Raw genomic sequence first — 20493 nt, 5'->3', positions numbered from 1 at the left:
ATAAAGTGATATGAGCTCGACCCAAGATACCGATGAGATTTTGTCCGATAGTGAGATGCTCAGATACAGTCGACAGATCTCCATCAAGGCGATGGATTTCGACGGACAGGAGAAGCTAAAACTCGCAAAAGTTCTGGTTATAGGCGCTGGCGGTCTTGGCTGTGCAGCCACTCAATACCTTGCCGTTGCGGGCGTGGGGCAGATGACCATCGTCGACTTCGATACCGTTGAGATCTCTAATCTTCAGCGTCAGGTATTGCATCAGGACAAGAATGTCGGCCAGCCAAAAGTTGAATCGGCAAGAGAGGCCCTAAGCCAGCTCAACCCCCATATTCAGATCGACACTATCAACGCGGTGCTCGACGATCCTGAATTGGATGAGCTAGTCGCCAAACATAGCCTGGTAATGGACTGCACCGATAACGTGGCGGTACGCGAGCAACTCAATAAAAACTGCTTTACTCACAAGGTACCTTTGGTGTCCGCCGCCGCCATCCGCATGGAAGGGACGGTCACAGTATTTGACTATCAAGGTGAGCACCCTTGCTACCACTGCTTCAGCCAGTTATTTGGTGAACAAATGCTCACTTGCGTCGAGTCAGGGATATTGGCACCGGTCGTCGGCATGATAGGTTGCTTACAAGCCACCGAAGCCATTAAGGTCATCTCGAATATGGGCAAACCACTCATCGGTCGCATCTTAATGATCGATGCCATGACGATGGAGTTTCGCGAGATGAAGATAGCTAAACAGGCCGACTGTTCAGTCTGTTCTAAACAAGAAACTAAGAAGTAGCAGGTCCGCAAGCCCACCGGAAACCAACCTTGAGACGGTGCGATTAGATAAGCCACTATCTAATCGCCGCTCAATCAATGGCTTAAATGATCAATCAGTCAACGCACTGATATTCTTTGGTGATAATGTAAGAGCGGCATTGCTCATCGGCACAGCTCTTGGTTTCCACATCGAACGGCTTAGCACCGGAAAATCCCCAGTAGCCGCAGCGCTGCTTAGCCAACCTAATCCCATCGCTCTCATCAGGAGTATGGCTATCTAAGGCCCTAAGCTCATAGCTTAGCCGCACTACGGCATCCCCCTTTGAGCCACCCACCGCTTCCCAATCATTCTGAGTCGCACAACCCGAGACGGTCAACAGGACTGCCGCCGCTATCGATACCTTTAACATTAAACTCATATTAGGCCATATCAAAATAAGTAGAATTATCGCCGCATACTAACCTAAACGAGCAGCCTCTAAAGCCACTTTCCTCCTTAACACCAACAAAATCACAAATCCCCCACCAAATGTTACAATCAGGTTTACATGTTGTGATCTCTAAGTCGTGACTTATTCACAAACACTAAAGCAGCATAGACAAATGAAGAGAAGGGAATACGCCCGATGCCATTGACAAGATTACCCCGCAACCCTAGTTATGATGAGGCTTGCGATATTTGCGACCACTGGCGGCTCAATGATTGGCAGCCTCTGCTCGATATCATCATAGACCGGCACAACATAACTGTCTCCCAAGTGTCTCAGAACTTCGAAGGCACAAATCCAGTGTTTGAGCTAACTTTGAACTCTGAGCAAAGCGAAGAGCAAGCTTATATCGTTAAGGTTCTCGCACCAAACTGGCACAGCCAGTTTCAGAGCGAATATCACAGCCTCAAATTACTCAATGGTCAAGATTTAGGAATCGCCGTACCTAAATTGCTCTACTCGGGAGAGGTCGATAACTGGCTCTACTTAGTCATAGATAAACTCGAAGGGGTAATGTTGTCATCGGTAATAGATACGCTGACCTTGGAAAATAAAGTGGAGATAGCCCATGCTCTCGGTCAGTTCAGTGCCCGGCTACATCGACTCGATGTAGCCGAGATCCCAGAGATAAAACTGGATTGGCCGGAATTCGTTCGGTTACAGAGAAAGCATTGCTATGAGAAACGCAAGAAACAACAGGTTCCCACCGCCCTGCTTGAGTGTTTAACCTCCTATCTGGATCAGCATATCTCCAGACTCGATATCTTTTTGAAGAGCGGGGAGATGCACCTGATCCATACCGATCTACATCCGGGAAATCTGCTGGTGGCAGCTCATGCGGGTCATTATCGACTCGTAGGAATTTTTGATTTTGGTGACGCCCTCGTCTGCCCCGATCCACTGTTTGAGTTTGCCTCTCCAGCCCTACTGTTTGCACAGGGAGAGCCCGGGATATTCCACGCCTTTCTCGACGGCTATGGTTACCGGGAAGAGCGGGGTAACGGCTTGCAACAACATATGATGGTATTGAGCCAGTTAAGACACACAGGCGATCTCAATTATCTGCTCCATCATGTTCCCCATTGCGCCGATGAACCCCGTTGGCAAGCTCTGGAATCAAAATTTTTCCCGCTATGAGGAGTCCGCTCTACATCAGCCTGATATGCGAGGCTCAATCAATACTTTGAGCCTCGGCCATTAATAGCCCCTTTTCAACCCAAAGCAATACCCTTATCCCTTTTACATAGACCTCTAAAGCTTGCTCACCAGACTCAATATGCGGCAGCTCCCCGTAAAGCTCTGCATCATAACCCACCTCATAAAGCGTCACTTTATTTCCGGTATCTGTTTGATAACGGATCTGAGCCGCGCTAACACCTTGAATTGAGCAGTATCTGGCGCCGAGCAACTCGTTATTTTGCTTCGAGAATAGGCTAGACTTCACAACTGAAAAATCCAGTTCGGTAAAATACTCACGTATTGGCTCGATTCTCTGAGAATCGATTTCAAGGGGCTTCATATTGATATGGTTCATCGCCACTTCATCGGCAATCTTCCAACTCATTACGGGTTCCTCTGGGTAAAAATTGAGGCTCAAGGTCAAAATTAAAATAAGGCTGGCTGCCAGAGCCATATAAGATCTCAGGCGCACCTTTGAGTTACTGACATCTTCGACTTGCCCTTTACTATTATCGAATGATGACTCTACCGGTGACTCCTCTGCCATATGACCCGACAGCAAATGCTCAAATTTCGTCAGTTTTTCATCATCGAGACGCTGCTGCTCGATAAACTGCTTTGCCGACTGTTTAAATGAGGTATCCATCTTATCAATTTTTTTGTTCATGATGACGCCCCGGACAAACGTCTCTTCTGCTCTTCGCTCGCATCGGCAACCTTTTGCTTTATTCGGTGTAAACGGGACAGAATAGTCCCTCGGGGCTGATTAAGATCTTCGCTGATTTCTGATGCGCTAAAGCCATCGATGGCCCACAGGTAGAGCACCTCTCGTTCGGCAGAGTTCAATAAATTAAGCACTTGTTCAATGAGGTGATGCTGTATCTGCAATGTCTCTAAAGACGTTTCATCGAGTAAAATCGGCGCATGCTCTTCGATAGACTCGAATGCCACCTTCTGTTTGCGACGGCAATCATCGACAAATTGATTACGAATGATCTTCCTTATGTAGGCATGGGAATACTCAACCTCTTTATTCCGTCGAATCCATTTCTCCAGCGACGTCTGCAGCAGATCTTCGGCACCGCCACGCTCTCTCGTTAAACAGAAGCAGTAACGATACAGGCCTTGAAGCTGCTCACGAGACAACATCTACCCTGGCTCTCGCATGCGAAACCCACATATCCAGCCCTTGGCGATGAATTCCGGTAGGGGCGTCATATCGTAAGTCGCCTGCGTCATCTCCCCTAAGGTCTCTTCGGCATCGAACGCCATTAACAGCTCATACCCGAGGCGGGATATGCGCTCCACTCTGGGTTTAAAGGGATCTCGATAGATACAGAAATGATAACGCTCCTGGGGCATCTCAATCTCAACATGTTCACTGTGCTCTTGAGCATTGCACTCTTGATGATTCTGCCAGATCTCATATAGAGGAAAACCTGAACTTCGGATAAAAATATCGGGGCGCAATATCATAACGATATTCTCTTGCTGTCGTTCGCTAAGCCCTGCTATTTCAGCCAGTTCGAGACAGGAACGACCGTCCGCAGCATAATAACTTTTAAGCAGCAGCCACTCGAGTTGAGCGAGCTCGGGGAGATATTCGAGTCCATTAAATGCTGAGTTAGTTTCAAGTATCTCCTCAATAAACCGGGGGAAACCTTCACCATAATGGTTAAGATTACTCTCCAGCATAGGGTTAACGTTAAGGTAATCCTGAGCCATCTTAGCGAAACAACTCTCGCCGACAACCCGCTCACAGATAGGAAAGGCCTTAATCAAGGTCGCCTTTAAGGCCTGCAGGGTGTTATTACGGTATATCTCTAATCGGGCTGACTCACGGGGATTTACCAGTGAAAGAAACTCTTCATCACTGCCTTCCGGACCGAGCGCCTCCATAAATGAGTTTTGCCATTGAGCTAAACGCATTGCCCTACTCCTCTGTCTCCCTCAGCTTTCCTGCGAGAACCACTTTGGCTCTCACTCGAGAGCCGATTATCATCGGCGGCCTGTAATATAGCCGCTGCGATATTTCGTTCGGCGAGCAATCTCTCCAGTGGTGGCAAGTCATTATCCCACTCGATCATGCTGGGTATGGCTCCATTTTTGGCAATAAAATGCTCGAATTCCTGCCATACCTCTTTGTCTACCGGATGGTTATGGGCATCGAGCAAGAAGTCCCCCTTATCATGGAAGCCCGCGAGGTGGATCTGTTTCACCCGCTCCACCGGAATAGCCTCCATAAATGCCTGCATATCCTGATTGAAATTCTTAGCCGTGACATAGGCGTTATTGATATCTAACAGCAGATAGCAATCGGCTTCTTTCGCTACCGCCGCGAGAAACTCACCTTCGGTCAGCTCATTAAATTGACAACTTACATAGGTAGACACGTTTTCAAGCAGAATTCTTTCACCCATAAACTCCTGCACCTGAATAATACGTCGGCTCAGGTGTTTCACCGCCTCTTCGGTATAGGGTAAGGGCAGGAGATCGGGTACCTTACGCCCGGCATTACCAGAGAAGCTCGCATGCTCTGAATACCAGAGGGCGCCCGTAGCCTCCTTTAACGCTCTGATTTGTGCCAGATAGTCCAGGTCTATGGCGGGTAAACCACCTAAGGATAGCCCTACACTGTGAAGCACCAGAGGGTAACGTTCGGCAATGGCCTCGAGCATCTGCTTATTCAGCCCTCCCTCGACTAACCAGTTATCCGCTAATACCTCAAACCAGGGAATATCGGATTCATCGGCAGCTAAGATCTGCTGCACATGGGGGATGCGCAGGCCAATTCCTGCACCGTTCAGACTCCCCCGCTTCATCAGGATTTAGCCGGTTTCACGGCTTTAACGATGCCGCCAGTGATCTTTTCACACGTTCCGGCAGGCACATAGACCCACTCATTGGGTAAGTTGTCAGTCTTAGCTTGTCCGGCGCAGCCATGACTGCCATCGAGCGCACCGCAATCGTTTGCCCCAGCCTTGGCAATACCCGCACATTTTTCCCACTGCGTGGGCTGTTCAGGAACCGCGTTGGCCCCCATGGATATTCCCGCAGCCAAAATACCTGCCACAGTTAATCCGAGGGCTTTGTTAGTAGAGTTCATATCGTTCTGTCCTTATAGAAAATGAAGTGTTCATCTCTATAACGAATACTAGACCCTGTTTGATTGCACCGATTGTAAATTATTTGTCTCTTTCCGGTTCAGGAGTCTGGATTTTTAGCTGGTTTGTAGAGGTGTGTTGAGAACGGAAACAAAAAAGCACCTCATATACCAATCGGTATAAGAAGTGCTTTCTATCTGTATCGGCTCCCAAACATCATTAAGAATATTTGGGAGCACTTGCGCTATAGCTTTAGTTTAGGCTTAACCGACAAAGCTTAAGTAGCCCTGCAGAATAATCGCATTCACAATATCGATGAAGAAAGCTCCGACGATAGGTACTACCATAAAGGCTTGTGGCGACGGACCCGTTCTCGAAACGAGCGCGCCCATATTCATTACGGCCGTAGGTGTTGCTCCCATACCAAAACCACAATGACCACCAGCCATCACGGCAGCATCGTAGTTACTTCCCATCAATCGGAACGTCACGAAATAGGCAAAGAACGCTAAGGTGATAGTTTGCACCAACAGGATTATCAATAAAGGCACGGCAAGATCGAATATTTCCCAAAGTTTCAGGTTCATCAATGCCATAGCCAGAAACAGAGATAAAGAGACCGTCCCCAAGACATCGACACTCTCACTGTTTATCTTATAACCACGAGATAACTCAGTGATATTGGTGATCACCACGCCTAAAAACAGCGCATAGACAAAGTCTGGCATTTTCAGCCAACCAATATCCATAGTGGACACCAGCGAACCGATCCACTTAGCCCCCGCTACACATAGGAGCAGCAGGAAGAGTACCTCGAGGATACTCTTAGCCGTCACTCTGTCCTCTTCTAACTGATCGTAGGTGAGGAGATCCGGGTGATCTTTGTGATGGTTACCGCCTACGCCATATGAAGAGAGTAAGTTATTCTTATTGATTAGCCTCTGGGCAACCGGACCACCGATTATCCCGCCCATCACCAGGCCAAAGGTAGCCGCAGCCATGGCGAACTCGAGGGTATTAATGCCATAAGTGTCTGAAAAGGTTTGTGCCCACGCCGCCCCTGTTCCATGACCACCCGATAGGGTGATGGAACCGGCAATGAGCCCCATAAGAGGTTCTAACCCCAGCGTCGTAGCTAAACTGACACCGACAGCATTTTGGATCACGATATAGAGGGAAGCGATACCTAAGAAGATAAAGACCTTACTGCCTCCCTTGAGCAATAACTTATAACTTGCCGCTAAACCAACCGTACTGAAAAACATCAGCATCAGGGTGTTTTGCATCGACAGAGTAAATTCCAATGCAACATTATTAAAGTGCAGAATTGTGATGATCGCGGCGACAATCAGGCCACCGACGATAGGTTCAGGAATATTATATTTCCTGAATGAGGCAACGTGACGATTGACAAAATGGCCAATGAAAAGCACCAAAATTGCCACTAAGAACGACTCTAGTTCACCTATTGAATAAACTGTATTCATGAAACTCCTATTTGAATATGTAAAGCCAAACTACGTTAACCTGAAACATCAAAATTCAGGCTATCAATAACTTTACTTTCTTTCGGTCAGCGCTGAACAAAGAGAGATGTTCGGCACTTATGATGAGACAGCCGGGCATTCTGCCACAACTCTCCATGTTTACGGTATTGCCGAATTAGCAAAAGGGCATATTCGTCGCAAATAAAGAGGGAAAAATACATTGTTAGGATGATAATTCACCACAAAGGTGAATTAACAATCAAGCATTCGGGGGGGCTGAAGGTGTTTGACAGACATATATGGCAGGAACCCTATCTGGATATGCTCGGATTTAGCTCAATCTGCTGTTGTAATACTCTCTTGTTGCTCCTCTAAGGCGAGTCTGGCGCGCTCATCTTTAGAGATATATTTGGGCTTATTATGGCCGTGCAGCTTGGCGTTGGCTTTTTTCGCTTTGCCTTTGAGTGTTTGGTTGATCTTTTTCTTTCGATTCATCTTGCGGCCCGGTCAACGCTTTAATCAGCCGGCCATTATATATCAGCAGGGCACATAATACCTAAATGCACACGCCATCTTTTATTTGCACTGCACCAGATTTATATTAGCATTACTTAAACGAACTATTAACTTTAAGCCTTGCCATGACAATACAGGTACACTTTTCTCTGGCGACTCTGCCCGTTATTCTTTTTCTGATTAGCTTAACTAGCTCAGCCGCAGAGCGACAAACGTTCTCTCAGGAAACGACACGATCTCCTATCATAGCGGTAGAAAATAGCTGGCCTCCCTATGCCGACGAAATGGGAGAGGGCCTGTCGACATCCATAGTAAAACATGCATTTTCGGCCGTTGGTATTACACCGAAAATCCAGGTGTTACCCTACGCAAGAGTGCTTTACGGTATTAAGAGTGGCAATGTCGTTGGCGGGTTTAATGTGAGCAAACAAGCCTCCACTGAGGCTATTTATCTATTTGGCAATTCAGCCCTGTTCATTGCTAAATCCTCATTCTTTTTCCGTCCGGAAGATGGGGATCAATACGCCAACATTAACGATCTTCCTGACGATTTTAAAGTTGGACGGATTTTCGGCTACGAATATGGGCAGACATTTGAACATGAGCAGCACAGATTCAGAGAGCTTAAGGTCTCCAGTCAGACTCAACTCATCAATATATTGCTCGCTGGCAGAGTCGATGCCGTGATCATGTACGATGAGGTGGCAAAGTACACCCTGAATAAGATGAAGTTGGACTCAACAAGCTTATACAGAGGCTTCCCGAATAAAGAGAGCAGAATCCACCTTGCCTTCTCTCGAAAACATCCAGGCTCTGAAGCACTCGCAAAGGCATTAGATAAGGGGATAGAGATTATCCACTCGAATGGCATCTATGAGAAAATAGTTACAGGAGAGATAGACTAATCGGTACAGACCTACAGCCTCTCAATAGAAATGCAGCCATTTGGCTGCATTTTATCTGTCAAACACCCTCTACTTGAGCAGGTTACTTAACCTGAACTCGGGTTACTTAGTCACAACCCAGAGCGCATGCAGCAGACCAGGAATAAAGAAGAGCAAGCATAGGATGATGTTAATCAACAGGTCTTTACCTACACCCGATTTCAGGAATACGGCGACAGGTGGTAGCAAGATAGCGATAATAATGAGTAATAACTTATTGGTGTCCATTAAGAGATCTCCCTAAAAATAATTCATTTTCGTTTTGGCCAATCTAACTTCTCAGGCTCCGACCATATTTGCAACTGCTTAATTGCATCAGGAGTTGTAAATTCAGCGCCTTTCGCCGGGTAGTTCAAGTATTGGTACGCCTTAGCGCGAAAGATAAAACTTAAGCTAAAAGCATGCAGATAGCCCCGTTCAGCCTCGCCGCCGCCATAAAGCCGATCACCTAAAATTGGCACACCGATACTGGCAAGTGCCACCCTTAATTGATGGGTCTTTCCGCTCAAAGGTTTAAGCAGATACAACCTAACGCCTTCGGCAACAGATTGAGAAAAAAACTGTGTCATCGCAGGGTTCTCCATCGTACGCATTAGCTTGTACATGCTGCGACGAGATTTGGCCATATCTCCGACCACCCAACCTTGCTTCTTCTTTGGTTTTCCTTTCGCTATCGCTACGTAATATTTCTGAACCTTATGTTCAGTAAAAAGTTGCGTAAACTCCGCAGCGGCCTGACGACTCTTGGCAAACAACAATAACCCGGAAGTCAGGGTGTCGAGTCGATGAACTGAGAAGAGTTTCACTCCGAGATCTTGTTCAACCTGGGCCATAACCCCTGCCGTCCCATCCTGGCTGTGAAAGTGGACATCGTGGGATTTAGATATCACTAAAAAATCTGCTTCATCTGCAATTATCTGGTACATCTATCGTCTGCTCACTGTCTATATATAAAAGAAAATATTGGTGCGCTAGAAAGTAATACTAACGATTAGCCCTGGCTGGTTATCCATTAACTTAATCCGTGCATCATGTCTGGCCAAAATCGCTTTCACTAACGATAACCCTAACCCTGTGCCCTGATTGTGGCGACTCGGGTCTAACCTTACCAAACGCTCGAAGACCCTATCTTTCGCTTCGCTGGGAATACCGGGGCCATTGTCGCGGATCTGTATCTCTCTGCCCTGCTGCACTATCTCAATATGCGCGCCTTCACCCGCATACTTGATCGCATTATCGACCAGATTAAACAGGGCCTGGAACAGGAGATACTTGTCACCGGTTAATTTAACGTCTGTTCCCGTGGTCACCGAAAGAGTCTGCTGATTCATCTCAGCCATGGCTTCGGCCATCTCAAACAGGTCTTCACATAAAAGCTTAAGACTAAGCTCCTGTAACTCTAATGTCTGTTGCCCCTCTTCGATACGGGTCAGTGAGAGCATGGCATCGAACGTCGCCAGGCAATGATCTAACTTCTCGGTCAATATGGCACAGGCTTCGGGCAACTCTTCACAGGACCTGTCAGGCAGCTGCTCTAAACCTATCCTTAAGTGTGACAGAGGCGTTCTAAGATCGTGGGCAATGTTGTCTGTCGCCCCCCTCACTGCCGTAAGATTATTCTCCAACGTGTCCAGCACCCGATTAAACTTGCTGGCCAGCATATCGAACTCATCTTGACGCCAACTGACAGGAAAACGTGTCGAATACTCCCCCCGCTCGATGCGACGGCTCAGACGATTATATTGCACAAGGCGGCGTAAAATCGCCTTAGAAAACAGATAGCCTAAGGCTAGTGTTAGCACTATGGTTAACATCAGAGCCGTGATGGCAGCATTAACAAATCTGTCTATCAAAGTCGCGAGCTGGTCGGTACGTGTGGCGATCAATACCGGGCCATAGCGGGTCATGACTAAGCCGCCGGTGAGGATGTGTAGCTTATCCGGGCCACCGGTCAATATCGGGAACTCACGGGTTTGAGGCAGCATCGGCATATCATCGGGCATTAAACTTAATGCGCCAACCAGATCGAATGAATTACGCCATACGACAAGAGCGGTTTTAGGATCAGCTGTCTTGACCTGTATTCCGAAGCTTCTTCGATCTAAGGTCAGTGCCATCTGTTGATAGCGGGCTTTCTCCGTTGCCAGATGTTGATCTGTCTGCAGCTCCTGCTCGTTCATCAATTGTCGATACATGCCAAAGAGCAAGGTACCTATGATTAAGGTAACAAGAGCCGAAAAGATAATGGTAATGCGCCAGGCACTACTCTGATATGGCTTAATGCCCTTGGCGGAGGCGATAACCTGCACCTCGAACGGTTTCAATCAACTCACCAAATCCCAGCTCTTCAAATTTACGTCTGAGTTTAGCGATATGAACATCAATCACATTGGTACGGGGGTCGAAATGGTAATCCCACACGGCTTCGAATAACAATGTGCGGCTAATAACTTGGTTTGGGTGTTCCATTAAATACTTTAACAGTTGAAACTCTTTAGGTTGCAACATAAGCTCGGTGCCGTCTAAGGTCACTTTTCGGGTAAGCAACTCCATCACCAGGTTTCCCACGGACAGCTCGGTATCGGCAGGCTGAGAAAAGCCTCTCTGCATCAGTTTTTCGGCACGCACAAGCAACTCAGAGAAGGCAAACGGCTTAGTCATATAATCATCGCCACCCGCTCTCAAGCCTTTTACACGCTCATCGACATGGCTTAGGGCCGAAAGGATCAATACCGGTGTCTGACTCCCTGTAGCCCTGAGTGCTGCAAGTAACTTTAACCCGTCAAGTTGAGGTAGCATACGATCTAATATCACCAGGTCATACTTCATACTCGTCGCGAGAAGCAAGCCCTGATGACCATCACTTGCGGTCTCGATATTATGCCCCTGCTCCATAAAGCCTTTAACCACATATTCGATGGTGGTTGCATCATCTTCAACAAGTAAAATTTTCATACAGGTAACCTAGTTCCATTTAAGCATTGGTAGAGGACGTTGAGTTTTAATATCGAATGCAACCTTACTCTTACCGTTTCCATCTAACAGTTTTAACTCCAGATAGCTGATATTAAGGTCGTGATCCAGTTGGGCTTCCACAATATGCGCTTGGCTATCAGCCATCGCCTGTTTAACCAGATAACTAAAAGTTAATGACTCACCTTCCATCACACTCACAGCTTTAAGCTCATCTTTGTCATCTGCTTCTAAAGACTCAACCTGTTGATGGATCAGTCGGCCATCTTTGGCTCTGAACTCAAATTCTGTGATGGTTTCAGCACTGGTATCTATTACGCTAATCTCATAGATTAGCTCACCCTTCTCGACATCTATTTCAAATTCGCTTATTACACCGGGATAGTCTTTCTCGACTTGCAGCATAAATGTTTGCGGAGAGATATTTTGCCCATCTGAGAGCAGTTCCAATACCGAGGCCCCAGCCAGACATGCGCCCGAAAAACCGGTACTTGAAAAAAGAACTAAACTAACTAGCCAACGAGCCATCGCTCCTCCGTTATCATTTATACTCGTTTCATCTTATATCAATAAAGAAAAAACCGTTACCGTTCAGATAATTCTACTGCCAATTTCACTTCAACTGAGCCTATCCGAGTCGATGCAGTTTCAATGCTTACAGACTCTATAGGATGACTCAATGGCTAAACACCCGATTCGTTAATCAGGTCGATACTGTCAATTTCAATCTCGATACCTTGCCACTCATCATCGACCTCGCCTCTGAGTGTTACAGTGGTATCGCTGGAGACCTCGATATCACGCCAAAGCGCATCATCAATCTCGACCTCAATATCGCCGGTCGTATCCCGGAAAAGGTACTTTTCATCGCCTAAGCTTTTAACCAGATGTCCAGTCAACTCTACTGGGGTGTCATCTTTCGCTTTACCAGCTTCAGCCGCCGTGTTTGCATGGCTATTAACGCCTGGGCCGTTATAGGCTGCGAATGCAGGTAAGGTTAATACACAAGATAAAATGATAGAGCCAGTTAATTTTTTAGGCATTTTGAGTTCTCCGTTTAAGTTAAGGCTAATCTTATGCGTTTAACTGTAAAGGAGAGATGGAAACCAGATTAATGTTTGATCATAAATGAGATCAGGCAATATCGGTTACCACCTATCGCCTGGAAATAACGTCTTACCTATTGATGCTCTAGAATATGGATCAACTCAGACTTTAAGGCGACTGTTGTATTAACCCCTTTTGCCAACTCAAGCTTTAATGCCAAATGCAGCGGCACCTCGGCATTAATCTGATGACGCACTCCCTTAACACTTGCGACGATTCTGACGGTTTCCCCCATAGTCAACATCGAGTCTATGGTGATATCTAACTTATTAAAGCTGCGGCAGAGTCTGCCCTGTTTAATCGAGTTAAATCGTATGCCCTGATTTGGGATCACCCAACGCACTTTAGTCCCGACGGCTAAGCTGTCGAAGTAGGTGCTGGCTATCAGGTGTTCACCAAACTTCAACCAGGTGATCTGACGCTCCTCCTCCTGTGCAATCACATGAGCATCGAAGAGGTTACGCAACCCCATCTGCTTGGCAACCGCTTCATTACGAGGACGAGTCAATACCTCTTGAGGTATTCCCTGTTGCAACATCTTACCCTGACTTATCAAAATCATATTATCGGCAAGCAGTAACGCCTCATTAAGATCGTGAGTCACCATGACAACGGGAATAGAGAGTTGTTCTTTAAGTCTGGCCAGCTCAAGATAGAGACGCTCACGGGTCTCTCTGTCCACGGCAGAAAATGGCTCATCCAACAAGAGTACCGACGGCTCTCGCGCCAGCGCTCTGGCCAACGCCACCCTCTGCCTTTGTCCGCCGGACAGGTTGGCAGGTAAACGATCGGGCAACCCATGAAGGTTCACCCTTTCCAGCCACTCTTTAGCACGGGGGATCCGCTCGGACTTAGGAATATGATCTAGCGCGGCAACTACATTTTCAAGCGCGGTTAAGTTAGGAAACAGGCCAAAATGTTGAGGCACATAACCCAGATGCCGCTGTTGAGGCGTCAGGTTAACCTTAGCATCACCTTTAAACCAGGGTGTATCTCCGTAGCGGATCTCACCCGATTCCGGTTGATTCAGACCGGCAATCATTCGAAGCAGAGTAGATTTACCGCCACCGGAAGGGCCAACAACCGCCATGACCTCACCAGCCTTACAGGTAAATTCAGCATCGAGCCTGATCTGCTTATCTTGTTTAATACGACAATAAAGATCACCGACGTCTTGAGACATGCGCCGCTCCTATGCGTCTGGACAAACTGGTGGTAAATGCCAATACGGTTACAGCAAAAACGAGTAACACCAGAGACATCTGCCCGGCACTGGTAAAATCGAATGCCTGCACACTGTCATAGATGGAGATTGCGATGGTCTTGGTTTCTCCGGCGATATTACCACCCATCATCAGGACGACACCAAACTCGCCTAAGACATGAGAGAAACACAGTACCAAAGCGGTCAACACTCCAGGCCACACCATAGGGAGCTCAATCTTGAAAAGCACCTTCATTCGACTCATTCCGCAGCACGCTGCCGCATCCCGAACATCTTCAGGCACCGCCTCGAAGGCACGCTGTATCGGTTGAACCGCGAAGGGAATATTGACTAAAATGGAAGCAACGACCAAACCGGAAAAATGAAAGACCAGCTGATGGCCTAATAGCTCTTCCAGCAGCTGTCCAAGCCATGACTGACTGCCAAGCCCCACCAGCAAATAGTATCCAATCACTGTGGGCGGCAGCACCAATGGCACCATGATCAAGGCTTCCACCCACGACTTACCGGTAAAGTGGTGATAAGCCAGATAGCGGCTAAGCAAGATGGCGAAAGGGATCAAAATAAGTACGGTGACACTACTCAGCTTAATCGATAACCAGAGCGCTTCCCAATCCATCCGTTAATCACCCGACTTAGTAAAGGGGGATGAGTCTGGTAAACCAAACCCAAACTCGCTAAATATCTTACGAGCAGTCTCGGTTTGCAGATAGGCATAGAATGCCTTAGCCGTTGTACCCGCCTTTTTAGTGAGCACCATACGTTGATATAATGGAGCATGCAGTTCGGCTGGCAGCGCCTGATAGTGACCCATCTTTTGAAATTGAGGGGCTATCGCTAAAGAGAGCGCAATGATACCACCTTGGGTCGAGCCACTGATGGCAAACTGAGCCGCTTGCGAGACATTCTCACCATAGATGAGCTGAGGCTCAATAGACTCCCAAAGACCCATATTCTGCAACAACTCGCGTGCACGCTCGCCATAAGGTGCATGGTCCGGATTAGCAATGGCAAAACGTTGCAGCTTACCGGCTTCCATTAGAGACTTAAGGCCACGGAGCTCCGAGTCTAACTCCAGCGGAGAATTTTTCGGTGCCGCAATGGCTAATCGTCCAACCGCATAAAGCACACCTTCATCGACCGTCGCCCCAGATAGGGCTAACTGATGGGTATATTTTTCATCGGCCGACATAAACATTTGAAAAGGAGCGCCATGTTTAATCTGTGCCACAAAATTACCTGAGGAACCGTAAGAGATCCTTACTTTTTCACCGGTATCTTGAGTGAACTGTCTGGCAATTTCATCGAGAGCAAACTTAATATTAGATGCCGCCGCAATCGCAGGTATATCGCGACCCGCAGCTTGCACACTCATAACACCTGAACACAAGAGTAAACTTGCAACACAAAGCGCAACCAGCCCTTTCAACTTCCTCATCATTTCCTTCCCGAAATATGCCAAGCCTTAAAGATAACCCAAGTAAAAGCTACTTATTCCACATCTTAGCCGCTTGCTCATCGGCGTCTTTAGCTTCTACCCAGCTCTTACCACTTTCACCGGCTTCCAGCTTCCAGAAAGGAGCCTTGGTTTTAAGAAAGTCGATCAAGAACTCACAAGCTGCAAATGCCGCTTTACGGTGAGCACTGGTCACACCGATAAACACAATCTGCTCACCCAGTGCCATAGTGCCTACACGATGAATAATGGTCACATTATTTAACGGCCAGCGCTCACGCGCTTCTACGGCAATCTGGTTTAATACGGCTTCTGTCATGCCTGGATAATGCTCCAGCGTCAGATCGGTAACCACACTGCCATCATTAAAATCTCTGACCTTACCGACAAAAGTGACCACTGCTCCATCACTGTTATCATCGGCAATCAGAGCGTACTCTTCAGGTACGCTAAAATCTTCAGTTTGTACCAGAACCTTATTCATATTCGAGGACATGATCAGCCCCCGGTAACTGGCGGGAAAAAGGCAACTTCATCGCCATCTTGCACTGGCGTGTCCCAACTACTGATGGTTTGGTTTACGGCAACAAGCAACTTATCGGAGGCTAACACTCGGCCCCATTTTTCATCTTTGGCAGCGAGTGCTGCGCGCAGAGTCTCTGCAGAGCTCAATTCATCGGTCGCTTCGACCTGAAGACCACTTTCGCCCAATAATTCTCTAACCTGCGCAAAAAATAATACGTTTATCATAACTAATCTCTATACCTTAAAATGACCAGACTTACCGCCACGCTTCTCTAACAGACGCGTCTGTGAGATCACCATATCTTTCTGAACCGCTTTGCACATGTCATAGATGGTCAAAGCCGCAACAGATGCTGCCGTTAATGCTTCCATCTCAACACCAGTCTTACCCGAAAGCTTACACAGGCTGGTGATACGCACGCGGTTAAATTCAGGTTGAGCCTCAAGTTCGACCTCCACCTTAGTCAACATCAAGGGATGACACAGTGGAATAAGATCCGAGGTCTTCTTTGCAGCCTGAATACCTGCAATACGAGCCGTCGCAAACACATCACCCTTGTGATGGCTACCGCTCATGATCATCTCCAGGGTATCAGCTGCCATTTCGATATAGGCTTCCGCTCTGGCTTCTCTTTCAGTTACCGCTTTTTCGGTCACATCAACCATATGAGCATTGCCATCGGCGTTGATATGAGTAAATTCATTCGACATCAGTTTTGACCTTTTACATTAACGCAATTCAAATAGAAAACTCACTCGGTATTGCTACTTAGCATTACCGAGACTACGACTTAACCCGATATTTTTTTCACATGCATCACAAAATTACAGGGTCTATGTGTTGCATCTAACTGTTCTTTGATTATTTTGGTCCACCCGGTACGACAAGCTCCGGTCGAACCCGGCAGGCAAAAGATAGCGGTCTGGTTAGCAAAACCACCCAGTGCTCTCGACTGCACCGTCGCTGTGCCTAATTCGGTATAAGTGACATGACGAAACAGCTCTCCAAAGCCCTCAATTTCTCTATCGAACAAGGGTTTGACCGCTTCAGGAGTATTATCACGCACGGTAAATCCGGTTCCGCCGGTAGTGATAATGACCTGCACCTCATCCGATGCTATCCATTGAGACAATACAGAGCGGATCTCGTATTTATCATCTTTTATCAACTTACGGTCGACAAGTGTATGACCGGCCTCGAGCAGATTATCTTCCAGAAATTGTCCGGAGGTATCCCGGCTAAAGTCACGGGAATCAGACAAGGTGAGCACAGCGATGTTTAATGGTACAAATTGGGTATTAGTGCAGTGTCCCATAAATTAATCTCTTAAACTGTAGTTGATAGTAACTCTATGTTTAACGACGAAATTATACTCATCACCCTGCATCAAGTACTTGAAGCAGCTCATGAAATGATTAACTACCGATAGATGTGAAACACAGAGTCATTTTGGGGCGGCACTTATAAAAAGTATAAGTTTGCCCCCCTTTCATCGATTAGCCGCCGATGGAAGCTAAATGCTGAGTCACACCTGTGATGCCATCGTGGAGGAAATGAGTCTCTTTTTTCTGTGCGAGTTGTCCATGAAGACGCTCAACAAGCTCAGCCCTTTGACTCTCATGTTGAAGCAGGTCTCGGAGATCGACGCCATTTTCGGTAAACAGACATAAGTGGAGTTTGCCGTTTGCAGAGACCCGTAAACGGTTACAACTTGCACAGAAGTTTTTCTCATAAGGCATGATCAAGCCGATGCGGCCTTTGTGATCCTCATGACTAAAATTCTGAGCGGGACCATCATCGGCTGCAGGCTGATCATAGGTCCAGCCCTGTTCGACGAGCTGCGACTTTATATCGGCTCCAGCCAAGTGGTGTGCTTGAAAGTAATCGTGCCCGAGACCCGTTTCCATCAACTCGATAAAACGCAAGTCTATCGGGGTATGTTTAATCCAGTGCAGAAAACGTGGCAGATCTTTATCGTTCAGCCCTTTGAGCAGTACGGCATTAATTTTCACCCGCTCGAAACCGGCTTCGAGTGCGGCATCAATCCCGCGCATCACTTCATCGAACTTATTTTCGCCGGTGATCTGATAGAACATCTTAGGGTCTAAACTGTCGACCGAGACGTTAATCCGTCTCAACCCGGCGTCATACCACTCTTTAGCATGTTTTTCTAAACGATAGCCATTGGTTGTCGTCGCAATGGTCTTAATCTTATCGTTGTCGGCAACCGCTCGAATGATATCGGTAAAGTCTTTACGCAGAGTGGGCTCGCCACCTGTGATACGGATCTTCTGAGTACCGACCTCTGAAAAAGCGGCGATCAGATTTTCTATTTCGCTTAACGCGAGAAATTTAGATCGTCCATCTGGGCGATAACCGTCAGGGAGGCAATAAGTGCATTTGAAATTGCAAACGTCGGTAACAGACATACGCAAATAGTGAAATCTTCGACCAAATTTGTCTTGTAGTTGGGACATGATCACCTTTCCAAGTAAGGGGAGGTGAGAGCATTTCTGTTCACACCCCGGTGGCGTTATTGCCACGGCTTAGCGTCCGTATCTGTTGACGTAGGACAAAAAGCTCGGAGAACCGTCAGGGCTGATTATAGACCTATTTCAAATTCAATCCATAGCGGAAATGCTGTATTCCTTGCTTAAGATCAATCAGGCGTTAACATTTTGTGACACCCTTCACATACATAATTAGTATCAGACCGACGGCAATCACTGTTTAAACTCTGTGCCATTGCTCATTTTTGCGGTATGGTGGAAGGACTGATTAAAACACCCGTTTAACGGGGAGAAGTGACAGACTAGAGGTGAAGTGATGGAACGCGAATCGATGGAGTTTGATGTCGTCATCGTTGGAGCCGGCCCCGCGGGACTGGCTACAGCGTGTCGACTAATGCAGGTATCGAAAGACAGTGGTCAGGAAATTACTGTCTGTGTTGTAGAAAAAGGCTCGGAGGTTGGAGCTCATATTCTTTCAGGCGCGGTATTTGAGCCTAAAGTGTTGGGTGAGCTATTCCCCGACTGGCATAAAAATGGCGCACCACTTCACACAGCCGTCAAATCTGATGAAATCCATATGTTGAGTTCGGCGACAGATTCACGCGCCATGCCTCACTCTCTTCTGCCCAAAACTATGCATAATGAAGGTAACTACCTTATCAGCGTAGGCAACCTGGCTCGCTGGCTCGCCGAACGCGCCGAAGAGCTTGGCGTCGAAATATTTCCGGGCTTTCCGGCAAGTGAACTGCTTTTTAATGAAGATGGCAGTGTAAAGGGTATCTTAATAGGTGACATGGGTATTGGTGCCGATGGAGAGCCTAAAGACAGCTTTGAGCCAGGCATGGAGCTTCACGCAAAATACACTGTCTTCGGTGAAGGTTGCCGGGGCCATTTAGGCAAGCAACTCATCGAGAAATACCACTTAGATAATGGCAAGACGCCACAACACTACGGCTTAGGCTTTAAAGAGATCTGGAAAGTCCCAAGCGAACAGCATGAACAAGGTAAGGTAGTTCATACTGGCGGCTGGCCGTTAACAGAAGGCGCATCGGGTGGTGGTTACCTCTATCATCTTGAAGATAATCAAATCGCAGTGGGCCTTATTGTCGATCTGAATTACCAAAATCCACACCTGAGCCCATTCGATGAGTTCCAGCGTTATAAGACTCACCCGGTCATCTCAAAATTCTTAGCCGGGGGTGAACGCTTAAGTTATGGCGCACGCGCTATCACTAAGGGTGGCTTAAATTCTCTGCCTAAGATGAGCTTCCCCGGGGGGCTTATTATTGGTTGTAATGCCGGTACCTTGAACTTTGCTAAGGTCAAAGGTACTCACACCGCAATGAAGAGCGGCATGTTGGCGGCAGAAACAATCGCACAGGCGCTTCTGGCTGGGGTTGAGGGGGGTAAAGATCTCGACTGCTTCAATGACAGGTTCACAGAGAGCTGGTTACAGGATGAGTTATATAAATCACGTAACTTCGGCCCGGCAATGCATAAATTTGGTACCTACCTCGGTGGCGCCTTCAACTATATTGACCAAAATTGGTTCGATGGTAAATTTCCTATCACCTTAAGGGATGAGAAACCCGATCATACTCAAATGGCAGACGTAAACAGCTATAGTAAGATCGATTACCCCAAACCTGACGGAAAGCTGAGTTTCGATAAACTCTCTTCAGTTTACCTGTCAAATACCTTTCACGAAGAAGATCAGCCATGTCACCTTCGACTGAAAGATGCACGCATTCCTATCGACGTAAACTTAGTTAAGTTTGATGAACCCGCTCAGCGCTATTGTCCTGCAGGGGTTTACGAAGTTATCGAAGAGGAAGGTGAAAGCAAGTTTCTGATCAATGCTCAAAACTGCATTCACTGTAAAACCTGCGATATCAAAGACCCCAGCCAGAATATCATCTGGGTCACCCCTGAAGGTGGCGGTGGACCAAACTACCCCAATATGTAGTTCAATAAATTACAAATCAAAGCGCGCACACATGTGCGCGCTTTTCAACGAAGACCCCAAATAAAGCGTTGCAATCAAGTCAAAAAATAACCATACTTCTCTTCTCTAATAAAAGCGTTACAAAACAAGCAAACGCTAATTTTTCTTTCAGAAAAAAAATCCAAAATCCTACTAAACTAATATCTAAACGGCTCGATAATACTGTTTAGGATTACCTATTTTTTATTACCAGATC

Annotated in this window: 26 protein-coding genes and 1 riboswitch; of the genes, 4 read left to right on the top strand and 22 right to left on the bottom strand. The window is 47.0% G+C overall.

What is annotated here, in order from left to right; all coding sequences use genetic code 11:
- The first annotated feature begins 10 nt into the window (after positions 1-10).
- On the top strand, positions 11-796 hold the full coding sequence (gene moeB, locus EKG38_RS19405; protein WP_126522142.1) for a molybdopterin-synthase adenylyltransferase MoeB: 786 nt from the start codon (positions 11-13) through the stop codon (positions 794-796).
- Positions 797-890: 94 nt separating this feature from the next.
- Here moeB and yecR read toward each other — a convergent pair whose 3' ends face one another.
- Positions 891-1196: a YecR family lipoprotein gene (yecR, locus tag EKG38_RS19400; protein ID WP_126522140.1), complete on the bottom strand. Its 306-nt coding sequence runs from the start codon at positions 1194-1196 to the stop codon at positions 891-893.
- A gap of 207 nt (positions 1197-1403) precedes the next feature.
- Between yecR and EKG38_RS19395 the strand changes: the two genes are divergently transcribed.
- The gene (locus EKG38_RS19395) at positions 1404-2402 is read left to right on the top strand and encodes a phosphotransferase family protein (RefSeq protein WP_126522138.1); all 999 of its coding nucleotides are present in this window, start codon (positions 1404-1406) and stop codon (positions 2400-2402) included.
- Positions 2403-2436: 34 nt separating this feature from the next.
- Here the strand turns inward: EKG38_RS19395 and EKG38_RS19390 are convergent, their stop codons facing one another.
- The 7 genes from EKG38_RS19390 to EKG38_RS19360 all read right to left on the bottom strand — a co-directional run bounded on the left by EKG38_RS19390 (position 2437) and on the right by EKG38_RS19360 (position 7530).
- A complete protein-coding gene (locus tag EKG38_RS19390) occupies positions 2437-3111 on the bottom strand; it encodes a DUF3379 family protein (RefSeq protein WP_126522136.1) in 675 nt (224 codons plus the stop codon).
- Positions 3108-3593, bottom strand: coding sequence for an RNA polymerase sigma factor (locus EKG38_RS19385; RefSeq protein WP_185826907.1), 486 nt, complete (start codon positions 3591-3593; stop codon positions 3108-3110). The genes EKG38_RS19390 and EKG38_RS19385 overlap by 4 nt, the downstream gene beginning before the upstream one ends.
- On the bottom strand, positions 3594-4373 hold the full coding sequence (locus EKG38_RS19380; RefSeq protein WP_126522134.1) for an HvfC/BufC N-terminal domain-containing protein: 780 nt from the start codon (positions 4371-4373) through the stop codon (positions 3594-3596). It abuts the gene before it with no gap.
- On the bottom strand, positions 4364-5266 hold the full coding sequence (bufB, locus tag EKG38_RS19375) for an MNIO family bufferin maturase (protein WP_126522132.1): 903 nt from the start codon (positions 5264-5266) through the stop codon (positions 4364-4366). Before bufB ends, EKG38_RS19380 begins: the two co-directional genes overlap by 10 nt.
- Positions 5266-5550 carry a BufA1 family periplasmic bufferin-type metallophore gene (locus tag EKG38_RS19370; protein WP_126522130.1) on the bottom strand — a complete coding sequence of 95 codons (285 nt, stop codon included), beginning with the start codon at positions 5548-5550 and terminating at the stop codon, positions 5266-5268. The genes bufB and EKG38_RS19370 overlap by 1 nt, the downstream gene beginning before the upstream one ends.
- A gap of 261 nt (positions 5551-5811) precedes the next feature.
- A complete protein-coding gene (gltS, locus tag EKG38_RS19365; protein ID WP_126522128.1) occupies positions 5812-7035 on the bottom strand; it encodes a sodium/glutamate symporter in 1224 nt (407 codons plus the stop codon).
- 336 nt (positions 7036-7371) lie between these two features.
- Positions 7372-7530, bottom strand: a complete 159-nt coding sequence (locus EKG38_RS19360) for a DUF2986 domain-containing protein (RefSeq protein ID WP_126522125.1) — start codon at positions 7528-7530, stop codon at positions 7372-7374.
- 146 nt (positions 7531-7676) lie between these two features.
- On the opposite strand from EKG38_RS19360, the gene EKG38_RS19355 reads away from it, so the two are divergent.
- Positions 7677-8456, top strand: coding sequence for a substrate-binding periplasmic protein (locus tag EKG38_RS19355; RefSeq protein WP_126522123.1), 780 nt, complete (start codon positions 7677-7679; stop codon positions 8454-8456).
- A gap of 102 nt (positions 8457-8558) precedes the next feature.
- Here the strand turns inward: EKG38_RS19355 and EKG38_RS19350 are convergent, their stop codons facing one another.
- From EKG38_RS19350 to moaA, 14 genes are all read right to left on the bottom strand, one after another.
- The gene (locus EKG38_RS19350) at positions 8559-8723 is read right to left on the bottom strand and encodes a YqaE/Pmp3 family membrane protein (RefSeq protein ID WP_012144718.1); all 165 of its coding nucleotides are present in this window, start codon (positions 8721-8723) and stop codon (positions 8559-8561) included.
- Positions 8724-8746: 23 nt separating this feature from the next.
- The gene (locus EKG38_RS19345) at positions 8747-9421 is read right to left on the bottom strand and encodes a TIGR01621 family pseudouridine synthase (RefSeq protein ID WP_126522121.1); all 675 of its coding nucleotides are present in this window, start codon (positions 9419-9421) and stop codon (positions 8747-8749) included.
- Between the two features lie 45 nt (positions 9422-9466).
- Positions 9467-10690, bottom strand: a complete 1224-nt coding sequence (locus EKG38_RS19340; RefSeq protein WP_185826912.1) for a sensor histidine kinase — start codon at positions 10688-10690, stop codon at positions 9467-9469.
- 82 nt (positions 10691-10772) lie between these two features.
- The gene (locus EKG38_RS19335; protein ID WP_126522119.1) at positions 10773-11450 is read right to left on the bottom strand and encodes a response regulator transcription factor; all 678 of its coding nucleotides are present in this window, start codon (positions 11448-11450) and stop codon (positions 10773-10775) included.
- Positions 11451-11459: 9 nt separating this feature from the next.
- Positions 11460-11996 carry a PepSY domain-containing protein gene (locus tag EKG38_RS19330; protein ID WP_126522117.1) on the bottom strand — a complete coding sequence of 179 codons (537 nt, stop codon included), beginning with the start codon at positions 11994-11996 and terminating at the stop codon, positions 11460-11462.
- A 155-nt stretch (positions 11997-12151) separates the two neighbouring features.
- Positions 12152-12511: a NirD/YgiW/YdeI family stress tolerance protein gene (locus tag EKG38_RS19325; protein WP_126522115.1), complete on the bottom strand. Its 360-nt coding sequence runs from the start codon at positions 12509-12511 to the stop codon at positions 12152-12154.
- A gap of 137 nt (positions 12512-12648) precedes the next feature.
- Positions 12649-13758: an ABC transporter ATP-binding protein gene (locus EKG38_RS19320; protein ID WP_126522113.1), complete on the bottom strand. Its 1110-nt coding sequence runs from the start codon at positions 13756-13758 to the stop codon at positions 12649-12651.
- Positions 13739-14419 carry a molybdate ABC transporter permease subunit gene (gene modB / locus EKG38_RS19315; protein ID WP_126522111.1) on the bottom strand — a complete coding sequence of 227 codons (681 nt, stop codon included), beginning with the start codon at positions 14417-14419 and terminating at the stop codon, positions 13739-13741. The genes EKG38_RS19320 and modB overlap by 20 nt, the downstream gene beginning before the upstream one ends.
- Positions 14420-14422: 3 nt before the next feature.
- Positions 14423-15238, bottom strand: a complete 816-nt coding sequence (gene modA, locus EKG38_RS19310; RefSeq protein ID WP_126522231.1) for a molybdate ABC transporter substrate-binding protein — start codon at positions 15236-15238, stop codon at positions 14423-14425.
- A gap of 49 nt (positions 15239-15287) precedes the next feature.
- Entirely contained in the window at positions 15288-15752 is a 465-nt protein-coding gene (gene moaE, locus EKG38_RS19305; RefSeq protein ID WP_185826906.1) for a molybdopterin synthase catalytic subunit MoaE, read from the bottom strand.
- 2 nt (positions 15753-15754) lie between these two features.
- On the bottom strand, positions 15755-16006 hold the full coding sequence (moaD, locus tag EKG38_RS19300) for a molybdopterin synthase sulfur carrier subunit (protein WP_012144728.1): 252 nt from the start codon (positions 16004-16006) through the stop codon (positions 15755-15757).
- 9 nt (positions 16007-16015) lie between these two features.
- Positions 16016-16492 carry a cyclic pyranopterin monophosphate synthase MoaC gene (moaC, locus tag EKG38_RS19295; RefSeq protein WP_012144729.1) on the bottom strand — a complete coding sequence of 159 codons (477 nt, stop codon included), beginning with the start codon at positions 16490-16492 and terminating at the stop codon, positions 16016-16018.
- 80 nt (positions 16493-16572) lie between these two features.
- Positions 16573-17097 (bottom strand): molybdenum cofactor biosynthesis protein B, encoded by a 525-nt coding sequence (gene moaB / locus EKG38_RS19290; RefSeq protein ID WP_126522109.1) that lies wholly within the window; start codon positions 17095-17097, stop codon positions 16573-16575.
- Positions 17098-17278: 181 nt separating this feature from the next.
- Positions 17279-18259: a GTP 3',8-cyclase MoaA gene (moaA, locus tag EKG38_RS19285; RefSeq protein WP_126522107.1), complete on the bottom strand. Its 981-nt coding sequence runs from the start codon at positions 18257-18259 to the stop codon at positions 17279-17281.
- Positions 18247-18381, bottom strand: a riboswitch (molybdenum cofactor riboswitch). (Overlaps the previous gene by 13 nt.)
- A 227-nt stretch (positions 18382-18608) precedes the next feature.
- Between moaA and EKG38_RS19280 the strand changes: the two genes are divergently transcribed.
- A complete protein-coding gene (locus EKG38_RS19280; protein ID WP_126522104.1) occupies positions 18609-20258 on the top strand; it encodes an electron transfer flavoprotein-ubiquinone oxidoreductase in 1650 nt (549 codons plus the stop codon).
- Positions 20259-20493 lie beyond the last annotated feature (235 nt).

The organism is Shewanella canadensis, assembly GCF_003966225.1.
Lineage (GTDB): Bacteria > Pseudomonadota > Gammaproteobacteria > Enterobacterales > Shewanellaceae > Shewanella > Shewanella canadensis.
Note: the sequence above shows the minus strand (reverse complement) of the source record. Positions and strands in the feature narration are given on the sequence as shown.